Source organism: Amycolatopsis magusensis, from assembly GCF_017875555.1.
Classification (GTDB): Bacteria; Actinomycetota; Actinomycetes; order Mycobacteriales; family Pseudonocardiaceae; genus Amycolatopsis; species Amycolatopsis magusensis.
In genome coordinates, this window is record NZ_JAGGMS010000001.1 from 8,581,676 (window position 1) to 8,604,886 (window position 23,211).

The 23,211-nt window shown below is 70.1% G+C and carries 21 protein-coding genes; 6 read left to right on the top strand and 15 right to left on the bottom strand.

Features of this window, described 5'->3' with window-relative positions:
- Positions 1-3: 3 nt before the first annotated feature.
- From JOM49_RS38535 to JOM49_RS38550, 4 genes are all read right to left on the bottom strand, one after another.
- The gene (locus JOM49_RS38535) at positions 4-2,316 is read right to left on the bottom strand and encodes an FtsX-like permease family protein (RefSeq protein ID WP_209669216.1); all 2,313 of its coding nucleotides are present in this window, start codon (positions 2,314-2,316) and stop codon (positions 4-6) included.
- Positions 2,313-2,993, bottom strand: a complete 681-nt coding sequence (locus tag JOM49_RS38540; protein WP_209669218.1) for an ABC transporter ATP-binding protein — start codon at positions 2,991-2,993, stop codon at positions 2,313-2,315. Before JOM49_RS38540 ends, JOM49_RS38535 begins: the two co-directional genes overlap by 4 nt.
- Positions 2,990-3,514: a PadR family transcriptional regulator gene (locus tag JOM49_RS38545; protein WP_209669220.1), complete on the bottom strand. Its 525-nt coding sequence runs from the start codon at positions 3,512-3,514 to the stop codon at positions 2,990-2,992. Before JOM49_RS38545 ends, JOM49_RS38540 begins: the two co-directional genes overlap by 4 nt.
- Positions 3,515-3,631: 117 nt before the next feature.
- A complete protein-coding gene (locus JOM49_RS38550) occupies positions 3,632-5,005 on the bottom strand; it encodes an NYN domain-containing protein (RefSeq protein ID WP_209669221.1) in 1,374 nt (457 codons plus the stop codon).
- Positions 5,006-5,114: 109 nt separating this feature from the next.
- On the opposite strand from JOM49_RS38550, the gene JOM49_RS38555 reads away from it, so the two are divergent.
- Both JOM49_RS38555 and JOM49_RS38560 read left to right on the top strand, forming a co-directional pair.
- Positions 5,115-6,833 carry a DEDD exonuclease domain-containing protein gene (locus JOM49_RS38555; RefSeq protein WP_209669223.1) on the top strand — a complete coding sequence of 573 codons (1,719 nt, stop codon included), beginning with the start codon at positions 5,115-5,117 and terminating at the stop codon, positions 6,831-6,833.
- A gap of 59 nt (positions 6,834-6,892) precedes the next feature.
- The gene (locus tag JOM49_RS38560) at positions 6,893-7,171 is read left to right on the top strand and encodes an Lrp/AsnC family transcriptional regulator (RefSeq protein WP_209669225.1); all 279 of its coding nucleotides are present in this window, start codon (positions 6,893-6,895) and stop codon (positions 7,169-7,171) included.
- 347 nt (positions 7,172-7,518) lie between these two features.
- Here JOM49_RS38560 and qcrB read toward each other — a convergent pair whose 3' ends face one another.
- The 4 genes from qcrB to ctaE are packed head-to-tail and all read right to left on the bottom strand — an operon-like array spanning position 7,519 to position 11,851.
- A complete protein-coding gene (qcrB, locus tag JOM49_RS38565; protein WP_209669227.1) occupies positions 7,519-9,207 on the bottom strand; it encodes a cytochrome bc1 complex cytochrome b subunit in 1,689 nt (562 codons plus the stop codon).
- Positions 9,204-10,352 (bottom strand): cytochrome bc1 complex Rieske iron-sulfur subunit, encoded by a 1,149-nt coding sequence (qcrA, locus tag JOM49_RS38570; RefSeq protein ID WP_209669229.1) that lies wholly within the window; start codon positions 10,350-10,352, stop codon positions 9,204-9,206. Before qcrA ends, qcrB begins: the two co-directional genes overlap by 4 nt.
- 3 nt (positions 10,353-10,355) lie before the next feature.
- On the bottom strand, positions 10,356-11,180 hold the full coding sequence (gene qcrC / locus JOM49_RS38575) for a cytochrome bc1 complex diheme cytochrome c subunit (protein WP_209669231.1): 825 nt from the start codon (positions 11,178-11,180) through the stop codon (positions 10,356-10,358).
- 44 nt (positions 11,181-11,224) lie between these two features.
- Positions 11,225-11,851 (bottom strand): aa3-type cytochrome oxidase subunit III, encoded by a 627-nt coding sequence (gene ctaE, locus JOM49_RS38580; protein ID WP_209669233.1) that lies wholly within the window; start codon positions 11,849-11,851, stop codon positions 11,225-11,227.
- A gap of 153 nt (positions 11,852-12,004) precedes the next feature.
- Between ctaE and JOM49_RS38585 the strand changes: the two genes are divergently transcribed.
- Positions 12,005-12,421, top strand: coding sequence for a hypothetical protein (locus tag JOM49_RS38585; RefSeq protein ID WP_209669235.1), 417 nt, complete (start codon positions 12,005-12,007; stop codon positions 12,419-12,421).
- A 7-nt stretch (positions 12,422-12,428) separates the two neighbouring features.
- On the top strand, positions 12,429-13,463 hold the full coding sequence (gene trpD, locus JOM49_RS38590; RefSeq protein ID WP_209669237.1) for an anthranilate phosphoribosyltransferase: 1,035 nt from the start codon (positions 12,429-12,431) through the stop codon (positions 13,461-13,463).
- Between the two features lie 293 nt (positions 13,464-13,756).
- Here trpD and JOM49_RS38595 read toward each other — a convergent pair whose 3' ends face one another.
- Together JOM49_RS38595 and ctaC are read right to left on the bottom strand one after the other, a co-directional pair.
- Positions 13,757-14,176, bottom strand: coding sequence for a cytochrome c oxidase subunit 4 (locus JOM49_RS38595; RefSeq protein ID WP_209669239.1), 420 nt, complete (start codon positions 14,174-14,176; stop codon positions 13,757-13,759).
- A gap of 49 nt (positions 14,177-14,225) precedes the next feature.
- On the bottom strand, positions 14,226-15,173 hold the full coding sequence (gene ctaC / locus JOM49_RS38600) for an aa3-type cytochrome oxidase subunit II (protein ID WP_209669241.1): 948 nt from the start codon (positions 15,171-15,173) through the stop codon (positions 14,226-14,228).
- A 142-nt stretch (positions 15,174-15,315) separates the two neighbouring features.
- On the opposite strand from ctaC, the gene asnB reads away from it, so the two are divergent.
- The gene (asnB, locus tag JOM49_RS38605) at positions 15,316-17,250 is read left to right on the top strand and encodes an asparagine synthase (glutamine-hydrolyzing) (protein ID WP_209669243.1); all 1,935 of its coding nucleotides are present in this window, start codon (positions 15,316-15,318) and stop codon (positions 17,248-17,250) included.
- Positions 17,251-17,570: 320 nt separating this feature from the next.
- Here asnB and JOM49_RS38610 read toward each other — a convergent pair whose 3' ends face one another.
- From JOM49_RS38610 to JOM49_RS38625, 4 genes are read right to left on the bottom strand one after another with little or no spacing between them, the layout of a single operon-like run.
- The gene (locus tag JOM49_RS38610) at positions 17,571-18,593 is read right to left on the bottom strand and encodes an ABC transporter substrate-binding protein (protein ID WP_209669245.1); all 1,023 of its coding nucleotides are present in this window, start codon (positions 18,591-18,593) and stop codon (positions 17,571-17,573) included.
- Positions 18,590-19,405, bottom strand: coding sequence for an ABC transporter permease (locus tag JOM49_RS38615; protein WP_209669247.1), 816 nt, complete (start codon positions 19,403-19,405; stop codon positions 18,590-18,592). The genes JOM49_RS38610 and JOM49_RS38615 overlap by 4 nt, the downstream gene beginning before the upstream one ends.
- Positions 19,380-20,195 (bottom strand): ABC transporter ATP-binding protein, encoded by an 816-nt coding sequence (locus JOM49_RS38620; RefSeq protein WP_308159017.1) that lies wholly within the window; start codon positions 20,193-20,195, stop codon positions 19,380-19,382. The genes JOM49_RS38615 and JOM49_RS38620 overlap by 26 nt, the downstream gene beginning before the upstream one ends.
- A 17-nt stretch (positions 20,196-20,212) precedes the next feature.
- Positions 20,213-21,016, bottom strand: a complete 804-nt coding sequence (locus tag JOM49_RS38625; RefSeq protein ID WP_209669249.1) for an IclR family transcriptional regulator — start codon at positions 21,014-21,016, stop codon at positions 20,213-20,215.
- A gap of 388 nt (positions 21,017-21,404) precedes the next feature.
- Between JOM49_RS38625 and JOM49_RS38630 the strand changes: the two genes are divergently transcribed.
- Positions 21,405-22,058, top strand: coding sequence for an acyl-CoA reductase (locus JOM49_RS38630; protein ID WP_209669251.1), 654 nt, complete (start codon positions 21,405-21,407; stop codon positions 22,056-22,058).
- A gap of 49 nt (positions 22,059-22,107) precedes the next feature.
- Here JOM49_RS38630 and JOM49_RS38635 read toward each other — a convergent pair whose 3' ends face one another.
- Positions 22,108-23,094 (bottom strand): carbohydrate kinase family protein, encoded by a 987-nt coding sequence (locus JOM49_RS38635; protein WP_209669253.1) that lies wholly within the window; start codon positions 23,092-23,094, stop codon positions 22,108-22,110.
- Positions 23,095-23,211 lie beyond the last annotated feature (117 nt).

Sequence of the window (23,211 nt, forward strand, 5' to 3'; positions counted from 1 at the left end):
CCCCTACTCCGCGCGCAGGCCGTCCAGCCGGGTCACCTGCCGCAGCAACGGCCAGGTCAGCGCCGTGGTGATCAACACCGCCAGCACCGCCGCCCCCGCCATGGTGGCGATCAGGCCCACGTCGAGCTGGAACGGCAACCCGGCGTACCGCAGCGTCGGCACGGTCAGCCCGAGCCCGGCCGCGATCGCCAGCCCCACCCCGATCAGCACCGGGATCGCGTTCTGCCACAACGAGCCCCTGGCGAGCACGGACAGCGGCACCCCGGAGGCCGACAGCGCCGCCAGCGGGCGCCGCCGTTCGACGATCTGCTCGATGGACAGCATCAGCAGGCTGAGCGCGGCCACCGAGAGCACGAACCCCGAAGCCGCCATCAACGCCGCGCGGAAGGTGCCCGTGCGCTGGTCGATGTGCCGGCTCGCCGCCTCGGACTGCACCACGGTCCGCACGCTGACGTCCCAGGCCAGCGGGCTGAGCGCGAGCGAAGCCCGGTCCACCACGGCGTTCCCGTCACCGGGACCGGCCAGTGAGAAGGTGACCGAGTCCGCGGGCGGCCGGACCGAGCCGAGCGCGCCGGTGGTGACCAGCAGGTTGCCTGCCGCCCCGGGGTTCGACCGGTCGCCGGGGACCTGGTGGATCTGCGCCGGGACCGTCCACATCGGACCCGGCTCCGGTTCGCCGTTCACGTAGCGGGTGAACTGCTGCTCCCCGGTCGGCAGCGACCGCGGCCGCGGCGAGACCTCCGTGCTTCCCACCGCGAACACGTCCCCGTCCTCGCACGAGGGCAGATCCGCCCTGGTCCGCAGCGCCGCGCAGTCCCCGATCTCGACCCACGCGCCCCGGCTGGACTCCCCCGGCTGCCGCAGGTTGGTCTGCCACACCTCGTGCACGCCGGTCAGCCCGGGCACCCCCGTGAGCCGCTGCCGCACCTCGTCCGCGTGCGCGGGTTCCGTCCACACCTCGGCCGCCTGCGCCTCGGCCGGGTGCCAGAAGAACTTGTCGTCCTGGTCGGCACCGACCGAGGCCATCAGCGTCTGGATCATGATGGTGCCGGCCAGCACGACCACGAGCCCGGACACCACCCGGCTCGCGGTCCCCCCGTCCATCTGCAGCCGGCGCACCGCGAACTGCAGCGCCGGCGTACCGCCGCGCAGCCCGCGCACCACCTTCTCCACCGCCCACGGCAGCAGCACCGCGACGCCGATCAGCAGCAGGGCGCTGCCGACGCTCAGCGCGACGCCGATGGTCTCGGAGTGGTCCCGTTCGCCGGCGAACAGCGTGAGCCCCATCAGCAGCGCGCCCAGCCCGGCGATGGTCCAGCGCCACCACATCCGGCGCCGGATCGGCCTGCTCTGGCGCACCACGCCCAGCGGCTCGACGATCGTCCGGCGCAGGCCGAAGATCGCCGCGCCGACCGCCAGGCCGGGCACCACCAGCGCGATGGCCAGGACGAGCTGCCACGACGGCACGAAGTCCTCCGGGAAGAACCTCGTCCCGAACAGGTCGAGGTTCCCGATCAGCGGGCGCAGCACGGCGAACAGCACCCCGCCCACCACGAGCCCGGCGACCGCGCCGAGCAGCGACTCGGCCGCGGCGATCCGGCGCACCTGCCGGGCGTCGACGCCCAGCAACCGCAGCGCGGCCAGGCGGCGTTCGCGTTGCGCCGCCCCCATCCGGGAGGCGGTGGTGACGAAGATCAGCAGGGGCAGCAGCAACGCCACCACGATCGGAGCCAGCAGCAGCGCGGTGACGGCGTCGAGCCGGAAGCCCTCACCGGGCCCGCCGAAGCCGCTGACCTGGCTCACGTCCTCGGTCCGGCTGAGCCGGTCCACCGTGCTGCCGAGGTAGAGCCGCAGGTCACTGGCGTCGATCAGCCCCGGTTTGCCGATCTCCCCGACCACCGTGCCGGGCACCCGGGCCCGCAGGGAGTCACCCTTCGGCCCCGCGAGCAGCTCCGCGACCGCCGGGGACACGAACAACTCCCCCGGCGCCGGGATCCGGTCGATCCCCGGCGGCACCGGCGAGGTCGGCCCGCTCGCCGCGACCACGGTGGTGCCCAGGTACTCGTCGTCCAGCTCGGTGAACCAGCTGTAGCTGTAGAGCGGGTCGACACCCGGCCGCGGCTCGAGCACCTCGGTGTTCGCCGCTTCGCGGGCGTCGCGTTCGGAGACCATGCCCCCGATCGAGGCCGCGGGCAGCAGGATCGCCACCACCAGCGCGACCCCGATCGTGGTCATCACCAGCCGCAGCAGCGCCTGCCCGGAGATCCGGCCGCCCCCGACGGCCAGCCGGAGCCCGAGCAGCAGGTCCCGGATCACGAGACCAGCTCCAGATCGTTCGCCTTGCCGTCGCGCACCACGACCTCGCGGTCGGAGTAGGCGGCGACCCGCGGTTCGTGCGTCACCAGCACCACGGCGGCCTGGGTGGTGCGCGCGGCGTCGGTGAGCATCCGCATCACCATCTCGCCGTTGAGCGAGTCCAGCGCCCCGGTCGGCTCGTCGGCGAAGATCACCTTCGGCCCGGTGACCAGCGCCCTGGCCACCGCGACGCGCTGGCCCTGCCCGCCGGAGACGTCACCGGGACGACGCCCGCCCAGTTCACCGACCTCCAGCCGGTCGAGCCACTGGCGCGCCTTCTCCTCGGCCACGGACCGCTTGGCGCCGGTCAGCCGCAGCGGCAGCGCCACGTTCTCCAGGCAGGTCAGCTCCGGGACGAGCTGGCCGAACTGGAAGACGAAGCCGAACTCGGTGCGGCGCAGCGCGCTGCGTTCCTTGTCGCTCATGCCGATCAGGTCGCGGCCCCGGTAGTCGATCGTGCCGGAGTCCGGCGTGACGATCCCGGCCAGGCAGTGCAGCAGCGTCGACTTGCCGGACCCGGACGGGCCCATCACCGCGAGCACCTCCCCGGCGCGCACCGAGATGTCGGCACCCCGCAGCGCGGTGGTGTGCCCGAAGGACTTGTGCAGGTCGCGGGCCTTGAGCAGGGGCTGGTTCACCGGCGCACCGCCTCGGCGAGCGCGTCCAGCCGGGCCGCGGTCAGCTCCAGCCAGCGGAGGTCGGCCTCCAGGTGGAACAACGCGTGGTCGCAGATCAGCTGGTCGGCGAGGTCCCCGCCGGTCTTGCGCTTGGTCAGGTCCCGCATCACCGCCAGGTGCGCGGCGCGCTGGCTGTCCAGCACGTCGTTGGCGCTGCGCCCGGAGAGCAGGGCCAGCACGACCTTCGTGTAGAGCGTGTTCTGCAGGTACGGCTCCGGGTTCTCCGGAGTCGCCAGCCACGACTCGATGTCGGTGACACCGGCGTCGGTGATGGTGTAGCGCTTGCGGTCCGGGCCGTCCCCCTGCTCGACGCCCGCTTCGACGACCAGCCCGTTGCGCAGCAGCCGGGACAGCGTCGAGTACACCTGCCCGTAGGCGAGCGGGCGCCCTTGGGCGAACTGCTCGTCGTAGGACTTCTTCAGGTCGTAGCCGTGTCGCGGCCCCGTTTCCAGCAGGGCGAGCAATGTGCGCGATACCGACATGCGACCTCCTTCCCCTGGGTCATCTTGCCTGTGCCGCAGGACTATACACGGGGGGTATACATCGAGGGTATACACCCGCAGAATAGGCGAATAAGCAGGTCAGGGAGCTAAGGAGAGCTAGACCCGGCCGAGGCGGGTGAGCAGCACGGCGGAGGGCACCGGGTGGGCACCACGGGCCCGGACCGAGTCGGCGACCGCCCGGTCGCTGGTGGCCACCACCAGCGGGCGGCCCGCCGGTTCGGCCGCGACGAGCGTGCGGATCACGTCGTCGGCGAGCACGCCCTTGTCGGAGAAGAGCACCCGGACCCCGCGGGCCGCGGCGGCGGGCACGGAGATCACGCCCGCCCCGTCGAAGACCACGGTGACCTCAGCGGCCGTCCGGGCGGAGAGCGCGCCGAGCTGCTGGGCGAGCCGGTCGCGCTGGTCGGCCAGCGCGAGTTCGGGATAACCGGTCTTGGAGACGTTGTAGCCGTCGACGATCAGGTGCACGCCGGGCAACGCGAGCAGCCGGTCGAGCGCGGCCGGGTCCTGGACCTTGCCACCGCCGTCGGCCCGCGTGCTCGCGCCGCGGATCACGTCGGCCGGACGCGGACCGGCGTGGCCGAGCGACAGCTCACGCCGCAGGCCCTTCGCGGCGCCCTCGATGGTGTCGATGAGCAACGCCAGGCGCACCTCGTCGGCCTCACGGGCCTCCCTGGCGGACTGGCGGGCCACGTCGGCCTCGGCGACCGCGTTGTTCGCCCTGGCCCGCTCGGTGGCCACGCGCTGACGCTCCCGTTCGAGCTGGGCGGTCAGCGAGGCCACCTCCTCGGCCCGGATGCCGCCCGCCTCGGCGGCCGCGGCCCTGGCCTCTTCGGCGGTGTCCTTGGCCTGGCGAAGCTTCACACCCTGCTCGCGCAGGCGGCCACGCAGCCGGTCCAGCTCGGCCTCCCGGTCGGCCCGCGCGCTCTCCACCACGCGCTTGGCCTCGACCAGCTCGGCCTGGACCCGCTCCAGCTCGCCTTCGAGCCGGTGCACCCGCGCCAGCGCGGCGTCGCGCTCGGCCCGCAGGGTGGTCTCTTCGGCGTTCTTGGCGACCAGCCGGACGCGGGAGTCCGCACTGGCCTCGCCGAGCAGCACCGCGGCGGTGGCCGCGGCGACCGAGTCGAGCGCGTTGGGGTCGAGCACGTCGGCGCGGTGCTCACGCAGCCACTCCAGCACCGCCGTGCGGAACCGGCTGGACTCGCCGAGCGTGCTGAGCAGCGCGGAGCCGCCCAATTTGGCGCGCTTGGCCGGGGCGAACCGCGCCACCGGGCGCAGCTGGCGCGGTATGTCGGCGACCGGGAGCTTGCCCAGCGCGGCCGCGGCCAGCTCGGCGATCCGCTCGCGGATGGCCTCGGGCAGCCCCGCCCAGTTCACCGGTTTGGCCGGGTGCTCGGGCTCCGCGCCGGCCTGCGGCGCCGGTGGCACGCCGGCGGCGTGCTCCGGTTCCGGGTGCGCGGATGCGGTCATCCGCCCAGGGTAGCCCCGGCACCACGGCGCGGCAGGACGTGTCCACGCCGCCGTGGCATGTTGTTACCGACCCGGAGATTGTCGGTGGCGGTGCCTAGGGTGGCGACCCATGACGGTGGCACAGGGCTCCGGGGCAGGCCAGCTCGCCTTCGACGAACTCGGCACCCCGCTGCGGGACACCACCTTCGTCGTGTTCGACCTGGAAACCACCGGCACCAAGCCGGGTCCGGACGGCATCACCGAGATCGGCGCGGTCAAGGTGCGCGGGGGCGAGGTGCTCGGCGAGTTCGCCACCCTGGTCGACCCGGGCGTGCCGATCCCGCCGCAGATCGTCTCGATCACCGGCATCACCTCGGCGATGGTCTACGACGCCCCCCGGATCGACCGGGTGCTGCCCGCCTTCCTCGAGTTCATCTCCGGCGCGGTGCTGGTCGCGCACAACGCCGCCTTCGACGTGGGCTTCCTGCGTGCGGCCTGCCAGGGCCACGGCTACCCGGTGCCGAAACCGGCGGTGGTCTGCACGGTCCGGCTCGCGCGCCGCGTCATCACGCGCCAGGAGACGCCGAGCCACCGGCTGTCCGCGCTGGCCGCCTTGTTCAACTCCGGCACCGTGCCGAACCACCGCGCGCTGCAGGACGCCCGCGCCACCGTCGACGTGCTGCACGGCCTGCTCGAACGCGTCGGCTCGGTGGGCGTGCAGTCGCTCGAGGAGCTGCTCGACTACCTGCCGGAGGTCACCCCGCAGCAGCGCCGCAAACGCGGCATGGCCGCGCACCTGCCCACCACGCCGGGGGTCTACCTGTTCCGCGGGCCGGGCGCCGAGGTGCTCTACGTGGGCACCGCGTCGAACCTGCGACGGCGGGTGCGGCAGTACTTCACCGGTTCGGAGAGCCGGGGCCGCATCCGCGAGATGGTCGCGCTGGCCACCGGCGTCGAAGGCATCGAGTGCGCGCACTCGCTGGAGGCCGAGATCCGCGAGCTGCGGCTGATCGCCGCGCACCGGCCCGCCTACAACCGGCGCTCGAAGAACCCGCACAACTCGTGGTGGATCACGCTGACCGACGAGGCGTTCCCGCGGCTGTCGGTGGTCCGGCTGCCCAAGGACGGCGCGCTCGGCCCGTTCCGCACCCAGGCCGACGCGAAGGTGGCCGCGGACACCCTCGCCGGTGCCTCCGGACTGCGCACCTGCACCCAGCGCATCTCGGCGACGGCGCCGTCCGGCAAGCCGTGCGTGCTGGCGGAGTTGGGCCGCTGCGGGGCGCCGTGTGCCGGGCACCAGAGCGCCGGCGAGTACCAGCCGGGGGTGATCGCGGTGGCCGACCTGATCGCCGGGCGGGGCAACGAACCGCTGCGCTCGGCGGCCCGTCAGCTGGACCTGCTGGCCGAGGCGGAGCACTTCGAACAGGCCACCCGGCGGCGGGACGAGCTGGCGCTGCTGGTGCGCTCGGTGGACCGCGCGCACCGGCTGGCCTCGCTGGCCACGATCCCCGAGCTGGTCGCCGCCCACCCCGACGGCGCCGGCGGCTGGGAGTTCGCCGTGATCCGCTACGGCCGCCTCGCGTCGGCAGGCGTGGCGCGACGGGGTGTGGCGCCGATGCCGGTGGTCGAGGCGCTGGTGGCTTCGGCGGAGACCGTGCTGCCGGGTCCGGGGCCGTTGCACGGGGGTTCGCGGGAGGAGGTCGGCATCCTGCTGCGGTGGCTGTGCCGTCCGGGGGTGCGGCTGGTGCGCACCGCCCAGCCGTGGGCCGAGCCCGCGCGGGGTGCCGGGTCGTGGCGGCCGTGGCTGGACCTGGTGGGCAGCGCGACGGCGCTGGAACGCGTGAACTGAGGGCGCCCGGCTACGATCGCCGACGAGACGACCCCAATTGCAGCCAGGAGGGCAACCCGGTGATCACCGCGATCGTGCTGATTCACGCCGCAGCGGACAGCATCCCCGAAACCGCGCAGGCGATCGCGGACATCGACGGCGTCACGGAGGTCTACTCCTGCGCCGGCGACGTGGACCTGGTGGCGATGGTCCGGGTCAGCGCGCACGAGGACCTGGCCGACCTGATCCCGGCGAAGATCGGCAAGATCCCGGGCGTGCACAACACCGACACGCACATCGCCTTCCGCTCGTACTCCCGGGCGGACACCGAATCCGCCTTCTCCATCGGCGTCGACTGACCCCTTCGTCCCCCGCTTGTGCCGTGAATGTGGCTTTCACGGCACATTCCGCCGTGAAAGCCACATTCACGGCACCCTTCGCGACCTCCCCCGGCGACCCTCTCGGCTCCCCGGCCCCGGGCGCCCCTCATGTCACGAATGTGGCTTTGGGGGCGGATTCGGCTCCCAAAGCCACATTTGTGTCCTCTAGGCGACCACCTTGGCCCCCGTCCCAGGGCGGGCCCAGTGTCACGAATGTGGCTTTCGGGACGCACAACGTCTCGAAAGCCACATTCGTGACATCAGCCCCCTGGCAAAGCGAACGGGCCGCACCCCCGAGGGGATGCGGCCCGTGTCGCGTATTGGCCCTAGTGGCCGCTGGTGATCTCCGTGCTCTCCTTGGTGGCGCCTTCGCCCACCGCGGAGGAGTCGACGTCACCGGGGCCGTGCCCGTTGCCGCCGTGGCCGTTCGAGCGGGCGCGGTCCAGTGCGGAGGTCTCCTCCGCCGGGTCCGCGACCAGCCAGCCACCGGGCACCGCACGCCCGGCCGAGCCCAGCTTGTTCATCTTCTTCGGCACCGACGCGCCCTGGTACTCCAGCGGGAGCGGGTGGCCGTGGCCGTCCACCGGGCCCAGCGGCTGGTGGATCTCGATGAACTCACCGTGCGGCAGCCGCTTGATGATGCCCGTCTCGACCCCGTGCTCCAGCACCTCGCGGTCACCGCGCTGCAGCCCGATGCACATCCGGTAGGTCAGGTAGTACGAGATCGGCGGCGCCAGCAGGATGCCGATCCGGCCCGCCCAGGTGGTCACGTTCAGCGAGATGTCGAACGTGTACGCGATGATGTCGTTGAAGCCCGACAGCATCAGCACCATGAAGAACGTCAGCGCCATCACGCCGATGCTGGTGCGGACCGGGTTGTCCCGCGGCCGCTGCAGCAGGTTGTGGTGCGCGGTGTCGCCCGAGAGCTTTCGCTCGATCCACGGGTACGCCAGCAGCAACCCGATCAGGATCGGCATGCCCAGCGCGCCGACGAAGAACACCGGCGGGATCGTGTAGTTCCCGAGGTAGACCTCCCACGCCGGCCAGATCCGCAGCATGCCGTCGGCCCAGGCCATGTACCAGTCCGGCTGCGAACCGGCGGAGACCTGCGACGGGTTGTACGGGCCGATGTTCCAGATCGCGTTGATCTGGAAGATGCCCGACATCGCCGCGATCACGCCGGTGACCAGCGCGAAGAACGCGCCGCCCTTGAGCGCGAACACCGGCATGATGCGCACGCCGACGACGTTGGTCTCCTTGCGCCGCGGCCCGGGGAACTGCGTGTGTTTCTGGTACCAGACCAGCGCCAGGTGCGCGCCGACCAGCGCCAGCATGATGCCCGGGATCAGCAGGATGTGCAGCGTGTACAGCCGCGGGATGATCTCCGTGCCGGGGAACTCCCCGCCGAAGAGCGCCCAGTGCACCCAGGTGCCCATCACCGGCACCGAGAGCACGATGCCCGACAGGGTGGCGCGGATACCGGTACCGGAGAGCAGGTCGTCCGGCAGCGAGTAGCCGAAGAAGCCCTCGAACATGCCCAGCACCAGCAGCAGCGCGCCGATCACCCAGTTCGCCTCACGCGGGCGCCGGAACGCACCGGTGAAGAAGATCCGCATCATGTGCACGAACATCGCCGCGACGAAGATCAGCGCGGCCCAGTGGTGCAGCTGGCGGACGAACAGCCCGCCGCGGACCTCGAAGGTGATGTCCAGCGTGCTCGCGAACGCCTTGGACATCTCGACGCCCTGCAGGTTCTGGTAGGCGCCGTCGTAGATGACCTCCTGCATGGAGGGATCGAAGAACAGCGTCAGGTACACCCCGGAGATGATCAGGATGATGAAGCTGTACAGCGCGATCTCGCCGAGCAGGAAGGACCAGTGGGTCGGGAACACCTTGTTCAGCTGGTGCCGCATGCCCTTGGCCAGGTGGTACCGGTCGTCGGCCCAGGTGGCCGCGGCACCCGCGGCCTTTTCGGCCGGGTTTGACCCCTTGGTGGGGGTGGTCAGTGAACTCATGACTTGCGCTCCCAAAACCCAGGACCGACTGCCTCGATGAAGTCACCTCTCGCAACGAAGTAGCCCTCTTCGTTCACGGTAATGGGCAACTGGGCGAGTGCGCGAGTCGCCGGCCCGAAAACCGGCTTCGCGTAGTGCAGTGCGTCGAACTGCGACTGGTGACACGGGCAGAGGATCCGGTTGGTCCGCTGCTCGTACAGCGAGGTGGGGCACCCCACGTGGCTGCAGATCTTCGTGTAGGCGTAGAAGTCGCCGAAGTTGAAGTCCTCCTGGCCTGCCCGCTTGACCACGCGCGCGGCGTCGGCCGGGCGCAGGCGGATCAGCATGACCGGGTTGTCGGACCGCTTCAGCGCCTTGGCCAGCAGTTCGTGGTTGCCGCGCTCGGACTCGCGGAACGGGAACACCGTCTCCATGGCGCCCGCCTCGAGGTCCTCCGGGCGCACCAGCGAGGGCTCCTCCGGCTCGTGGCCGAGGTGCGCGGTGTGCCTGCGCAGGTAGACGACCTCACCCGGGTAGTTCGGCTGCCAGCCGGTGTGCCACAGGGAGTCGCGGTTCTCGGTGTCCTTCCACGGGTCGCGGATGAACGACGCGAGCGGCAGCGCGACGGTGGCCAGGCCGAGCGCGCCCGCGCCGAGGCCGACGCTGCGCTTGATCGCCGAGCGGCGCGCGATGGTGCTGCGGCTGCCCGAGTCGGCCAGCTGCGCGACGATCGTCGCCTTGTCGATCTCCTTGGACCCGCCGTCCCCGCGCTCCTGGACCGCGATCTCGTCCGGGATGAACTTCTTCGTGTAGAGCAGCACGCCGATGGCCAGCGCGAGCACCGCGAGGCCGAGCGTGACACCCAGCATCGGGGTGTAGAGCGAGTACCAGAAGTGCCCGGTCTCGTCGGTCGGCGACTTGTACTGCCACGGCCACCAGATCAGCGAGACCACGAAGCCCAGGCCGGCCAGCGCGGAGATCAGGAACCAGATCGCCACCGAGCGCTCGGCGCGCTTCTCCGCCTTGGTGCCCTTGACCGGCCACTTGTCCTCGTAGTGGACCAGCTCGACGCCGTCCAGGTTGGTACCCAGCTTCACCAGCTGGTCGCGGTCCATGTCCGCCAGTTCCGCCTCGGTGGGCGGCTTCGGCTCTTCGCCGCTACTCATGCCCTAAGCCCTCGATCCAATCCAGAGGGTCACACCGACCAGCGCGGCGATCCCCACGATCCACGCGATCACGCCTTCCGAAGCCGGCCCGAACCCGTTGAGGCCGTTCCCGCCCGGGTTGTTGTTGCCGTCCGACACGGACTTGACGTACGCGATGATGTCCTTCTTCTCTTCCGGCGTGAGCTGCCGGTCGGAGAACTTCGGCATGTTCTGCGGGCCGGTGAGCATCGCGGTGTACAGCTGCTCCTCGGTGGCCGGGGCCAGCTGCGGGGCGTACTTGCCCTCCGAGAGCGCGCCACCGGCACCGGTGAAGTTGTGGCACGAAGCGCAGTTCAGCCGGAACAGCTCGCCACCGCGGGCCGGGCTCTGGCCGCGCAGTTCCTCACCCTTTTCGGTGGGCCGCTGCGGACCGCCGCCGTTCGCCTGGATGTAGGCGCCCAGTGCGTCGATCTCCTCGGCGGTGAGCTTCGGCGGCTTGCGCGCGGCCTGCGCCTCCTGGCGCACGGCGGGCATGCGGCCGGAGGAGGTCTGGAAGTACACCGCGGCTTCGCCGATGCCGACCAGGCTCGGGCCCTTGTCCTGCACGCCTTCGAGGTTCGCGCCGTGGCAGGTGCTGCAGGTGTTGTTGTAGATCTCCTCGCCCTTGCGCAGCAGCGCCGGGTCGACCTGCGCCTGCGCGGTCTGGGGCTCGGGGGCGAACACGGCGTACAACCCGCCCGCGCTCAGCAGCGCGACGAAAATCGCCAGAAGGCCGGCTACCCGCCGCTGGAACTTCGTGCGGCGCCGCCGTGGCTTCGTCGCCGAGGCGGGTTTCTTGCTGGTGGTCATCTCTGCGGCAACCCTTGCTGTCAGTTCGGCCGGGACGGCTGGTCTCAGGGAACGATGTAGATCACCGCGAACAGCCCGATCCACACGATGTCGACGAAGTGCCAGTAGTAGGACACGACGATCGCCGAGGTGGCCTGGGCCGGGGTGAACTTGCTCAGCCGGGTGCGGATGAGCAGGTACACGAACGCGATGAGCCCGCCGATCACGTGCAGGCCGTGGAAGCCGGTGGTCAGGTAGAAGACCGTGCCGAACGCACCGGACGGGATGGTCACGCCCTCGTTGATCAGCTGCAGGTACTCGTAGCCCTGGCCGCCGACGAAGATCGCCCCCATCAGCAGGGTGATCAGGTACCACCGGCGCAGCCCGTAGACGTCACCCTTCTCCGCCGCGAACACGCCGAGCTGGCAGGTGAACGAGGAGGCCACCAGGATGATGGTGAAGGGCAGCGCGAACGGGAGGTTCAGGTGGATCGGTTCGCCGGTCGACTCCAGGATCGGCGGCCAGTGGCCGCTCGAGTTCTGTGCCTTGACCGTGAAGAACATCGCGAACAGCCCAGCGAAGAACATGAGCTCGCTGGACAGCCAGACGATGGTGCCGACGCTGACCATGTTGGGCCGGTTCAGCGAGTGCACGCGCTGGCTGATGGTGGGAGCCGTTGTCACGAGTCGCATTATGTCTCCCCGTGACCGCGGCCCGCCCGCCGGGTCTCCGGCGCGTCGCGCGCCGACTGGATCACACCGGCGCCCGCCCTGGTGCTGGGCCCGGCGGCACCGGGCGGATAGCATCGGCCCATCCCGCTCCACTACCTGGCCGGAGGCAAGTTCATGACCGAGTCAAGCCCGGCGAAGAAGATCCTGGTGTTCAGCCACCGCGCCGAGGTGCGTGAGTCGATCATCTCCGCGGTCGGCCGCCGTCCGGCCACCGACCTGGGCCGCGTGGACTACACCGAGGCGGGCACCGTCTCCGAGGTGCTGATGGCGATGGACGCGGGTGAGGTGGATCTCGCCATCCTCGACGGCGAGGCGCAACCGACCGGCGGCATCGGGCTGACCCGGCAGCTGAAGAACGAGATCACCGACTGTCCCCCGATCGTGGTGGCGGTCCGGCGCAAGGACGACCGCTGGCTGGCCACCTGGTCGCAGGCGGACGCCGTGCTGGTGCACCCGCTCGACCCGCTGACCGCTGCCGAGACCGTCGCCGGGGTCCTGCGCGCCACGCCGGTCCCCGCCGTCCGCGGCTGAGCCGGCCGTGCCCGAGCACAGCTGGCCCGCACTGCTCAACCAGCTCATCGCCGGTGCGGACCTGTCCGCGCAGGACACCGCGTGGGCGATGGACCAGGTGATGTCCGGCTCGGCGACCGACGCGCAGGTGGCCGGGTTCGCCGTGGGGTTGCGCGCCAAGGGTGAGACCTCCGCGGAGATCTCCGGGTTCGCCGAGGCGATGCTGTCGCACGCGCGCCGCGTGCACGTGGACGTGGCCGCGGTGGACATCGTCGGCACCGGCGGGGACCGTTCCGGTTCGGTGAACATCTCCACGATGACCTCGCTGGTGGTCGCCGCCGCCGGGGCGCCGGTGGTCAAGCACGGCAACCGCGCGGCCTCGTCGAAGTCCGGTGCGGCGGACGTCCTGGAGTCGCTCGGCGTCAAGATCGACCTGCCGCCCGCGGGCGTGGAGCGCTGCGTGGCCGAACTCGGCATCGGGTTCTGCTTCGCGCCGATCTTCCACCCGGGCTTCCGCCACGCGGGCCCGACGCGGCAGCAGCTCGGCGTGCCGACCACGTTCAACCTGCTTGGCCCGCTGACCAACCCGGCCCAGCCGTCGGCGGCGCTGATCGGCTGCGCCTACGCGGACAAGACCGCGGTACTGGCCGAGGTCTTCGCCCGCCGCGGCCACTCGGTGCTGCTGGTCCGCGGCGACGACGGGCTCGATGAGATAACCACCACAACCACAACTTCGGCGTGGGTCGTCTCCGGCGGCAAGGTCCGCGAAGAGACGATCGACCCGTCCGCCTGGGGCATCCCCCGCGTCACCGCAGAGGACCTGCGCGGCGGGGACGCGGCTTTCAACGCCGAAGTGGTCCGGGAACTCGTCTCCGGCAAAGCTGGGCCGGTGCGGGATGCCGTCCTGGTGAACGCGGCGGGTGCCCTGGCGGCGCACACCGGCTTCACGGGGTCGCTGGCTGAGGACATCGGCTCCGGGCTGGCCAGGGCTGCCGAGGCGATCGATACAGGGGCGGCTGGGGAGCTGCTTACGCGGTGGGCTGCGTTGTCTACGTCGCTCTAGTTGTTGTCCTGGGGTCCGCCCCGGTTTTTTAGTGTGACTACGGCGAAGACCCCGATGTCAAGGCGGGAAAGATGCCTTGACATCGGGGTCTTCGCCGTGTTTTTGGCTGTGGACCGGGGCGAGGTGGGGGGTCTGGGCGGGCTGCTCGCCTTGGTGCCCCGGGCGGCGGTCGGCTGGGGGTCGCCGCGCCTTGGTGTCACCCGGTTGGGGGCTGAATGCAATGAGTGGGGCATTACTTGCAATGGATGCAAGTAATGCCCCACTCCTAGCGTTCGGAGCTGGCGAAGTTTGGGTCAGTCGTGGTTCGGGCCGGTGTGGTATTCGAACACCAGGCCGCCGATGGTGATCAGCAGCATCACGATGGCGGTGACCAGGAGCCAGATCTCGAAGAAGGCCATCGCCACACCGGCGGTCGCGGCGGAGGCGGCCAGGCCGATCGGCCAGTAGCTGCCCGGGCTGAAGAAGCCCAGCTCACCGGCACCGTCGCTGATCTCGGCGTCCTCCCGGTCCTCCGGCCGCGGCTCGATGCGGCGGGCGACGAACCGGAAGTAGCTCCCGGCCAGCAGCGAAAGCCCACCGGTGAGGATCAGCGCCACCAGGCCGACCGGCTCGATGCCGTACGGGCTCAGCCAGCGGGTCATCAGGCCGTAGACGACCGCGACCAGGAACGCGAAGAGGGTGACGATGTCGAAGATCCGGGCTTCGACCTTCATGGGGCTTTCCTCACTCTGAGCTGCGGACGTCGGACGGCGGCGGGCCGGCTCAGCCGGTCGCGGTCCGGGCGGTGCGGTCGGTGTTGAACGGCTGGGTGGTGGTCGCCTGCGGCGCGCACAGCTCACCACAGTTCAGCGCCGACAGCGCCTCGGCGGTGGTGTTCGGCTTGCCGGTGGCCGGGTTGACCTGGGTGCGCAGCCGGATGAACTGGTCGTACTTGTCCGGCGAAAGCGCCCGGACCTCGAAGTTCATCACCGCGTGGTAGGTACCGCACAGCTCGGCGCAGCGACCGACGAAGGCACCTTCGCGGTCGATGGTGTTCTCGAACGACCAGTCCTGGTTGTTCTTCTCCGGGTACGGCATCACGTCGCGCTTGAAGTGGAACTCCGGCACCCAGAACGAGTGGATGACGTCGGTGGAGCGCAGGTTGTACCGGATCGTGCGATCGGTCGGCAGGACCAGGATCGGGATCTCGGCGGAGCTGCCCACCGTGCTGATCGTCTGCGCCTCGGCGTCACGCGACTCGCTCGGGTAGCGGAACTCCCAGTTCCACTGGAAGGCGATCACGTCGACGGTGACGTCAGGGTCCTCGGTCTTGCCCAGCACCTTGGACTCGGTGGTCGCGGTGAAGAAGAACAACACGCAGACCATGATCACCGGCACGACCACGCAGAACAGCTCGAGCGGCACGTTGTACTGGAACTGCCTCGGCAGCTCCGGCTCCACGCCGTCCACGGCCTTCTTCTTGCGGTGGAAGGCGACCGACCAGAAGATCAGCGCCCACACGATGACGCCGACGACCAGTGCCGCGATCACCGACCAGGTCCACAGGTTCCGCATGCTCTCGGCCTGCGGGGTGACACCCTCGGGCCAGCCGAAGCGCAGGACCTCATCGCCGGAGCACCCGGTCGCCGTGACGGCGACGAGCGCGGCCAACAGGGTCACCTTTCCGACCTTCGACCGCCTGCCGGCCGGGGTGCGCTCTGCAACGCCCACTGCGGGATTCCTCCTAGCGCGATCCATTTGACGTCCGGAGCCTAGCCGAGCAACCGGGCGGTCCCACCCAAGGGGTAATCGTTCGTGTCGTCCATACTTGGCCACTCGACTTACGGCTACGACCAGAGGTGTGTGAAGACACGTGTGCGGCCTGCTCGGACTGGTGTGCGCCACTGAAGAAGACGCGGCGAAGGCCCGGGACGCGGTGGGCGCGGCCCTGCGCTGCCAGCGGCATCGCGGCCCCGACGAGACCGACACCTGGGCGGACGCCGAGGTGGTCTACGGGTTCAACCGGCTCGCCTTCATCGACCTCGAGCACTCCCACCAGCCCCTGACCTGGGGCCCGCCGGAGTCGCCGAGCCGCTACACGATGAACTTCAACGGCGAGATCTACAACTACCTCGAACTGCGTGAGACGCTCGCCACCGAGCACGGCGCGAAGTTCAACACCGAGGGTGACGGCGAGGCCATCGTGGCCGCCTACCACTACCTCGGCCCGGACGCGGTCAAGCAGCTGCGCGGCATGTTCGCCTTCCTGATCTGGGACTCGCAGGAGAAGCTGGTCTACGGCGCCCGTGACCCGTTCGGCATCAAGCCGCTGTTCTACTCCGAGGGGCCCGGCGGGGTCGCCTTCTCGAGTGAGAAGAAGAGCCTGCTGGAGCTGTCGGACACCCTCGGCGTGAAGCAGCAGCTGGACCAGATCGCGCTGCAGCACTACCTGACCCTGCAGTACGTGCCGGAGCCCGAGTCACTGCACGTCGGCGTGCGGCGGCTCGAGTCGGGCACCTCGTTCACCGTCTCCCCCGGCGGCCAGGTCAAGACCGAGCGGTACTTCTTCCCGGAATTCACCGCGAAGCCGGTCTCCGGACCGAAGGGCTCCGAGGAGCTGTACGAGCGCATCTCGCAGGTGATGCAGGACTCGGTCGCCAAGCACATGATCGCCGACCCGGACGTGACCGTCGGCGCCTTCCTCTCCGGCGGCATCGACTCGACCGCGACCGCGGCGCTGGCCAAGCGGCACAACCCGAACCTGATCGCGTTCACCACCGGGTTCGAGCGCGAGGGGTACTCCGAGGTCGACGTGGCCGCGGAGTCGGCCGAGGCGATCGGGGTCAAGCACGTCATCCGCACGGTCTCCAGCGAGGAGATGATGGAGGCGCTGCCGCTGATCGTCTGGTACCTCGACGACCCGGTGGCCGACCCGGCGCTGGTCCCGCTGTGGTTCATCGCGCGCGAGGCCCGCAAGTACGTCAAGGCGGTGCTCTCCGGCGAGGGCTCGGACGAGCTGTTCGGCGGGTACACCATCTACCGCGAGCCGCTTTCGCTGGCGCGCTTCGAAAAGATGCCCGGTGCGGTGAAGAGCCTGCTGGGCAAGGTGTCCACCAAGATCCCGGAGGGCACGCGCGGCAAGGACCTGCTGCGCCGAGGTTCGCTCTCGCTGGAGGAGCGCTACTACGGCAACGCGCGCATCTTCCGCGAGGACCAACTGCGGGGCGTGCTGCGCAACTACACCGATGGCGTCGGGCACCAGGACGTCACCGAGCCGTGGTACCGCATTTCGCGCGACTGGGACCCGGTGGCGCGGATGCAGCACGTGGACCTGTTCACCTGGCTGCGCGGGGACATCCTGGTCAAGGCGGACAAGGTGACCATGGCGAACTCGCTGGAGCTGCGGGTCCCCTTCCTCGACGCCGAGGTGTTCAAGGTCGCCGCGAGCATCCCGCTCGAAGAGAAGATCACCCGCGAGACCACCAAGCACGCCCTGCGCCGCGCCCTGGACGGCATCGTGCCCGCGCACGTGCTGAACCGGCGCAAACTGGGCTTCCCGGTCCCGATCCGGCACTGGCTGCGCACCGACATGTACGACTGGGCGCGCGGCATCGTCTCGGACTCGAAGACCGAGCACCTGTTCGACAAGCCCGCCGTCCTGCGGATGCTGGAAGAACACAAGGCGGGCACCCTGGACCACAGCCGCCGCATCTGGGCGCTGGTCGTCTTCATGCTCTGGCACGGCATCTTCGTAGAGCACCGCATCAAGCCGGAAATCCCCGAACCCGTCTACCCGGTAAAGCTCTAGGCGCCCCCCACGGACACAAATGTGGCTTTCGGGGCACATTCGGCCCCCAAAGCCACATTCGTGTCACCGGGCCCCACTCCCATGTCACGAATGTGGCTTTCGAGACATCAAACGTCCCGAAAGCCACATTCGTGACACCCGGCACCCGCACAACGCAGCAGGTACCCAGCAACGACAGCCACCCACCAGCCCACCCAGCCCTCCCCATCCCCGGTCCCAAGCCAAAAACACGGCGAAGGCCCCGATGTCAAGGCATCTTTCCCGCCTTGACATCGGGGCCTTCGCCGTAGTCACAATCAAAAACCGGGGTGGGAACACCCTCACTGAGGCAAGTAGTCATTCGAATAAGTCCGACTAAGATCCATCGGCGCCCCAGCGATCTCCTTGTCGAACTGCGAAAGCACCTTGTGCACGGCCTCAGCCCCTTCAGCAGGCATGATCCCGTCCCGCGAGAACGACTCCTTCGCCCGTCCGATCGCCTGCACGTAGACGTCCCGGTTCCCCTGCGCGTACTCCGCAGGCATGCGCGCGGCGATCTCGTCCGGCGAGTGCTGTTCGATCCACCGCAGCGTCTTCACGATCGCGTTGGCCAGTTTCCGCGCTGTGTCACCGTTGTTGGCCAGCCACTCGCCCGACGAATAGAGCACCGCCGCCGGGTACGCGGGGACGCCGAAGTCCTCCTGCACGCCCTCCGCGGTGCGCGTGTCGGTGAGGATCTTCACCTTGTCCACGCCGACCCTGGTCTGCAGCACCGAAACCGCCGGGTCGATCATCACCGCGGCGTCCACCCGGCCCTGCTCCATCGCGGCCACCGCACCCGCGTCCCCGCCGATGCCCTGCACGTTCGCCGCGTTCGGGTCGAGGCCGTGCTTGCCGAGCAGGTACTTCAGGAAGAAGTCGGTGGACGAACCCGGCGCGGTCACCCCGACGGTCGCCCCGGCCAGGTCGGTGATCGAGTTGATGGGCCTGCTCGCCCGCGGTGAGACGGCCAGCACGATCGACGGGTACCGCAGCATCGTGACGAACGACTTCACCTCCTTGCGCTTGGCCTGCATCTGGATGGTGTGGTCGTAGTACCCGCTGACCACGTCCACGCTCCCGCCTTGCATGGCCTGCAACGCCTTCGAGCCGCCCTGCAGGTCCTCCAGCTCGACCTTGAGGCCCTCCGCCTCGTAGTACCCGAGCTGCCGCGCCAGCGTGGTCGGCAGGTACACCAGCAGCGGCTGCCCGCCGACCCCGATCCGCACCTCGCCCCCCTCGGCGCGGTCCCCCGGCTTCCCCTGGCAGGCGGTCATCGCCAGCGCCACCACGAGCAGCAGCGCGCCCACCCTCGCCCGCTTCATCGTTGTCCTCCCAACTCGATGCCACGGCGGGGTTTCCACCGCAGCAGGTGGCGCTCGACGCGGTCGACTCCCGCATCGACGACGAGCACCACCACCGAAAGCACGACCATGCCGGTGAACACCCCCGTGGTGTCGAAGGTCCCCTCGGCCTGGGAAATCAGGTACCCCACCCCGGCCGACGAGCCGAGGTACTCCCCCACCACCGCGCCGACGATCGCGAAACCGACGCTGATGTGCAGGCTGGAAAAGATCCAGGTGAGCGCGCTCGGCAACAGCACGTGCCGCACCAGTTGCCCCTCCTTGGCGCCGAGCATGCGCGCGTTGTCGACCAGCACCCGGTCGACCTCGCGCACCCCCTGGTAGGTGTTGAAGAAGACGACGAAGAACACCAGCGTGATGCCGAAAGCCACTTTGGACCAGATGCCGAGCCCGAACCACAGCAGGAAGATCGGCGCCAGCACCACGCGCGGCAGCGAGTTCAGGACCTTGAGGTACGGGTCGAAGACCGCGGCCAGGAATTCCACGCGGGCCAGCAGGAAACCGATCACCAGCCCGAGCAGCCCACCGAGCACCAGCGCGAGCCCGGCCTCCAGCAGGGTGACGCCGAGGTGGTCCCAGAGGTAGCCGGTACCGATCCATTCCCCGGCCCGCTCCACGATGTCCGACGGCTTGGAGAAGAAGAACTCGTCGACGACCCCGGTGCGCGAGCCGGCTTCCCAGCCCGCCACCAGCAGCACGGCGAGGCCGATCTGCGCGGTGAGCACGGCCGGACCGCGCCGCCTGGCCCTACGCTTCACCCCGGTCGCGGTCATAGGTCGCCATCACCTCGTCTCGCAGGTCCGCCCAGATCGCCCGGTAGATCCTGGTGAACGCGGGCTCGGTCCGGATGTCCAGCAGGTCGCGCGGCCGCGGCAGGTCCACCGGGTACCGGCCGACCACCCGGCTCGCGGGTCCCGCCGAGAGCAGCACCACTTCGTCCGAAAGGGACACCGCTTCGTCGAGGTCGTGCGTGACGAACAGCACGGTCTTCTCCGTGCCGGTCCACAGGCCCAGCAGTTCGTTCTCCATCACCTGCCGGGTCTGCACGTCCAGCGCGCCGAACGGTTCGTCCATCAGCAGCAGTTCCGGGTCGCCGATCCAGGTCTGCGCCACCGCGGTCCGCTTGCGCATCCCACCGGAAAGCTGGTGCGGGTAGGCGTTCTCGAAACCGGCGAGACCGACCCGGCGCACCCAGTCGCGGGCGCGCTCGAGGCGTTCGCGTTTGCCCACCCCGCGCAGTTCGAGCCCGAACGCCACGTTGCCGAGCACGGTCTTCCACGGCAGCAGGGCGTCCTGCTGGAACAGGTAGCCGGCTCGGCGGTTCGGCCCGGACACCGGTTCACCGTCGATGAGCACCCTCCCCGAAGACGGCGGGAGCAGCCCGGCCACCGCGTTGAGCACGGTGGACTTGCCGCAGCCGGTGGGCCCGACGAGGGCGACGAACCGCCCCCGCGCCACGCTCAGGTCCACTTCGGACACAGCGGTGTAGGCGCCCCCGGCCCCCGGGTACGCGATGGTCACCGCCTCCAGTGCCACGGCCGGTGCGCTGCCGTTGTCCGCCACCCCTTGTCACCTCCGGCTCACCCGCCAGCAGTCAGCTCCGCATGCCCCAGCGCCGCCGACAACCGTCTCGCCGCGGTGACCACCGCTTCGGTCCACATCGACCGGTTCGCGTCGGTGAAGCGCTGCTCGGGCACGCCGATGCCGAGGACCGCGGCGAGTTCGCCGGTGTGGTCGTGCACGGGCGCGCTGATCGACGCCGTGCCGTGGTCCCGCTCGGCGACGCTGTCGGCCCAGCCGCAGGACTGGATGCCGACCAGTTCGGCGCGCAGGCGATCGGCGTCGATGATGGTGCCGGGCGTGTACGAGGTGAGTTCGCCGAAGTCGAGCACGCGGTCGCGGACCTCGTCCTCGTAGGCCAGGAAGACCTTGCCCGCCGATCCCGCGTGCAGCGGCATGACCTGGCCGATGCCGATCAGCCGCACCACCTCGTGACGGGTCTCGGCCAGCCCCACCAGCACGCGCTGGTCCCCGTGGCGCACGAAGAGCACGGCCGTCTCACCGGTGGCGTCGCGCAGGGCGTCAAGTTCCGGCTGGGCGAGCATCGTCAGCCGCGACTCGATGCGGCGGCTGCGGGCCCAGCGCAGCACGCCGAGGCCGACCAGGTAGCGCCCGGCGATCACGTCGAGGAAGCCTTCGGCGACCAGGTTCTGCAGCAGGCGCACGGTGGTGCTGACCGGGAGCCCGGTGGCGCGCTGCACCTGGCGCCAGGTGAGCCCGGCCGGATCGGCGGCCACCACGTCGATCACCCGGCGCGACTTGGCCAGCACGAGGATCGGCTGGCTCGGCGGGCGGACTCCGGCCCGAGCGTCTCCGACGACCATGTGGCACCGCTCCCCGAACTGCGGGCCCCCACCACATCGTGGAAGGCGTTCCGGAATGTGGTTCGACTCTAGCCCATCTGTGATCTGGGCAACACCATCTTTCCCAGATCACGGGAGCAGTTGTCCAGTTTTCCGGGTGAATCACCCGGAATTCACCGAATGCGTTGCTGCATTCGGGGCGTGGCATGCGTGATCCCACTCACCGGTGATCCTCGTTTGCGCTGTTCGCCGGAAACTCGCCGCATTAACGCTTGTACAAGACCGAGTACCCTCGCCCGGGGGCTGATCAAGGGTCCGCTCAGCCCGCCCACCGGGAATTCCGACCGGCCGCGCCACCCGCGCCAGCCGGTCGTTCGCGCGCGTCCACACAACCCGCCAGGAGGCAACGGTGAAGCACGTTCTGAAATCCCAGCCGGGGGCGCCCGGTCGTGCGGTCAACCGGCACTTCTGGCGCGGCGCCTGGCTGGATGACGACGAAGTGGACAGACACATCGGCTCGCTCGGGCACACCGCGCGGATGGTGCTCGCCGGCGCCCGGCTCAACCCGGTGGTCGTGATCGCCGCGTGCGGCAGGCTGCGCAACCTGCTCGCCGTGCCGAGCACGGACCTGCGCGGCAGGCTGACCGATCGGCTGCGGGCGCAGAACGTGGCCGGGCCGAGGATCGAGCGCACGTTCGCCGGGCTGCTCGACGCGCTCCCGCGCCTGACCCGGTCCGGTTTTCCCGCCAGGGCGGCGAAAGCGGGGCTGCACACGCACATCGTCACCGGGAACGAACCCGCGGTCGGCGCGCTCAGCGCGGTGGAAGGCCTGCTGTCCGGGCACTTCAACGTGGTCAAGACCACGCGGCACGACTCGCTGTTCGCCGCCGAACTGCTGGCCGGACTGGCCACACTGGACCCCACCGGCCAGCTCGGCTCGCGCCTGGTGGTGCTGCGGTTCTCGGCCGTGACCCGGCAGGACTGGATGGAGCGGATCTGCGGACCGGCCGACACCGTCGCCGTCCGCGGGCCGAAGCTCTCCTACCCTCACAGTCCACAGTAGACAAAGAGAGTGGGGCACCACCGCGGTGCTGCCCCACTCGTGCGCCGGTTCAGGGCAGGATCGCGCTGATCTCCCCAGCGGCTTCCGGGCCGAACGCCTCGGAAATGCGGGCCAGCGCGCTTTCCTTTTCCAGCAGCCATTCCTGCGTGCCCACGGTTTCCAGTACCAGCACCGCGATCAGCGAGCCGAGCTGCGCGGCCCGCTCCAGGCCGAGGCCACCGTGCAGACCGGCGAGGAAACCGGCGCGGAAGCCGTCGCCGACCCCGGTCGGGTCGGACTTCGACAGCTCCGGCACCGCGGGGACCTGCAGGTTCGTCCCGTCGGCGCCGACGATCTCGACGCCCTTCTCGCCCAGCGTGGTGATCCGCAGGCCGACGCGGTCGAGCACGTCCGCCTCGGTCCAGCCGGTCTTCTGCAGCAGCAGTTCCCACTCGTAGTCGTTGCTGAACAGGTACTTCGCGCCGTCGATGAACAGGCGCGCCTGCGCCCCCTCCATCCGCGCCAGCTGCTGCGACGGGTCCGCCGCGAACGGGTAACCGCGCTGGCGGCACTCCTGCGCGTGGCGCAGCATGCCCTCGGGGTCGTCCGGGCTGAGCAGGGTCAGCGACAGCCCGCCGACGCGGTCGTGGATCGGGCCGATCTCGATGTTGCGCGATTCGGCCATCGCCCCGGCGTAGAAGGTGGCGATCTGGCAGAGGTCGTCGTCGGTGGTGCAGACGAACCGGGCGGTGTGGGCCACTTCGGACACGTGCACGCCGGCGGTGTCCACGCCGTGGCGCTCGAGCCAGGAGCGGTAGTCGTCGAAGTCCGCGCCCACGGAGCCGATCAGGACCGGTTGCACCCCGAGCACCCCGAGGCCGAAAGCGATGTTCGCGCCGATGCCCCCGCGCCGGACGATCAGGTCGTCGGCGAGGAAGCTGAGCGAAACGCGGTGCAACTGCTCCGCGACGAGCTGCTCGGCGAACCTGCCAGGGAAGTGCATCAGATGGTCGGTTGCGATACTGCCGGATACCGCGATCCGCGCCGTGGCTGCCACCGGTTCTCCTTGTTCGGGTCGTCAGGGCGGTCAGTCCCCGAAGTTACCGCCCGGTCATGCCCCATCCGGGTGCTTCGGGCACACCCGGCCGACATTACCGCCAAGTACCGGTGGGCG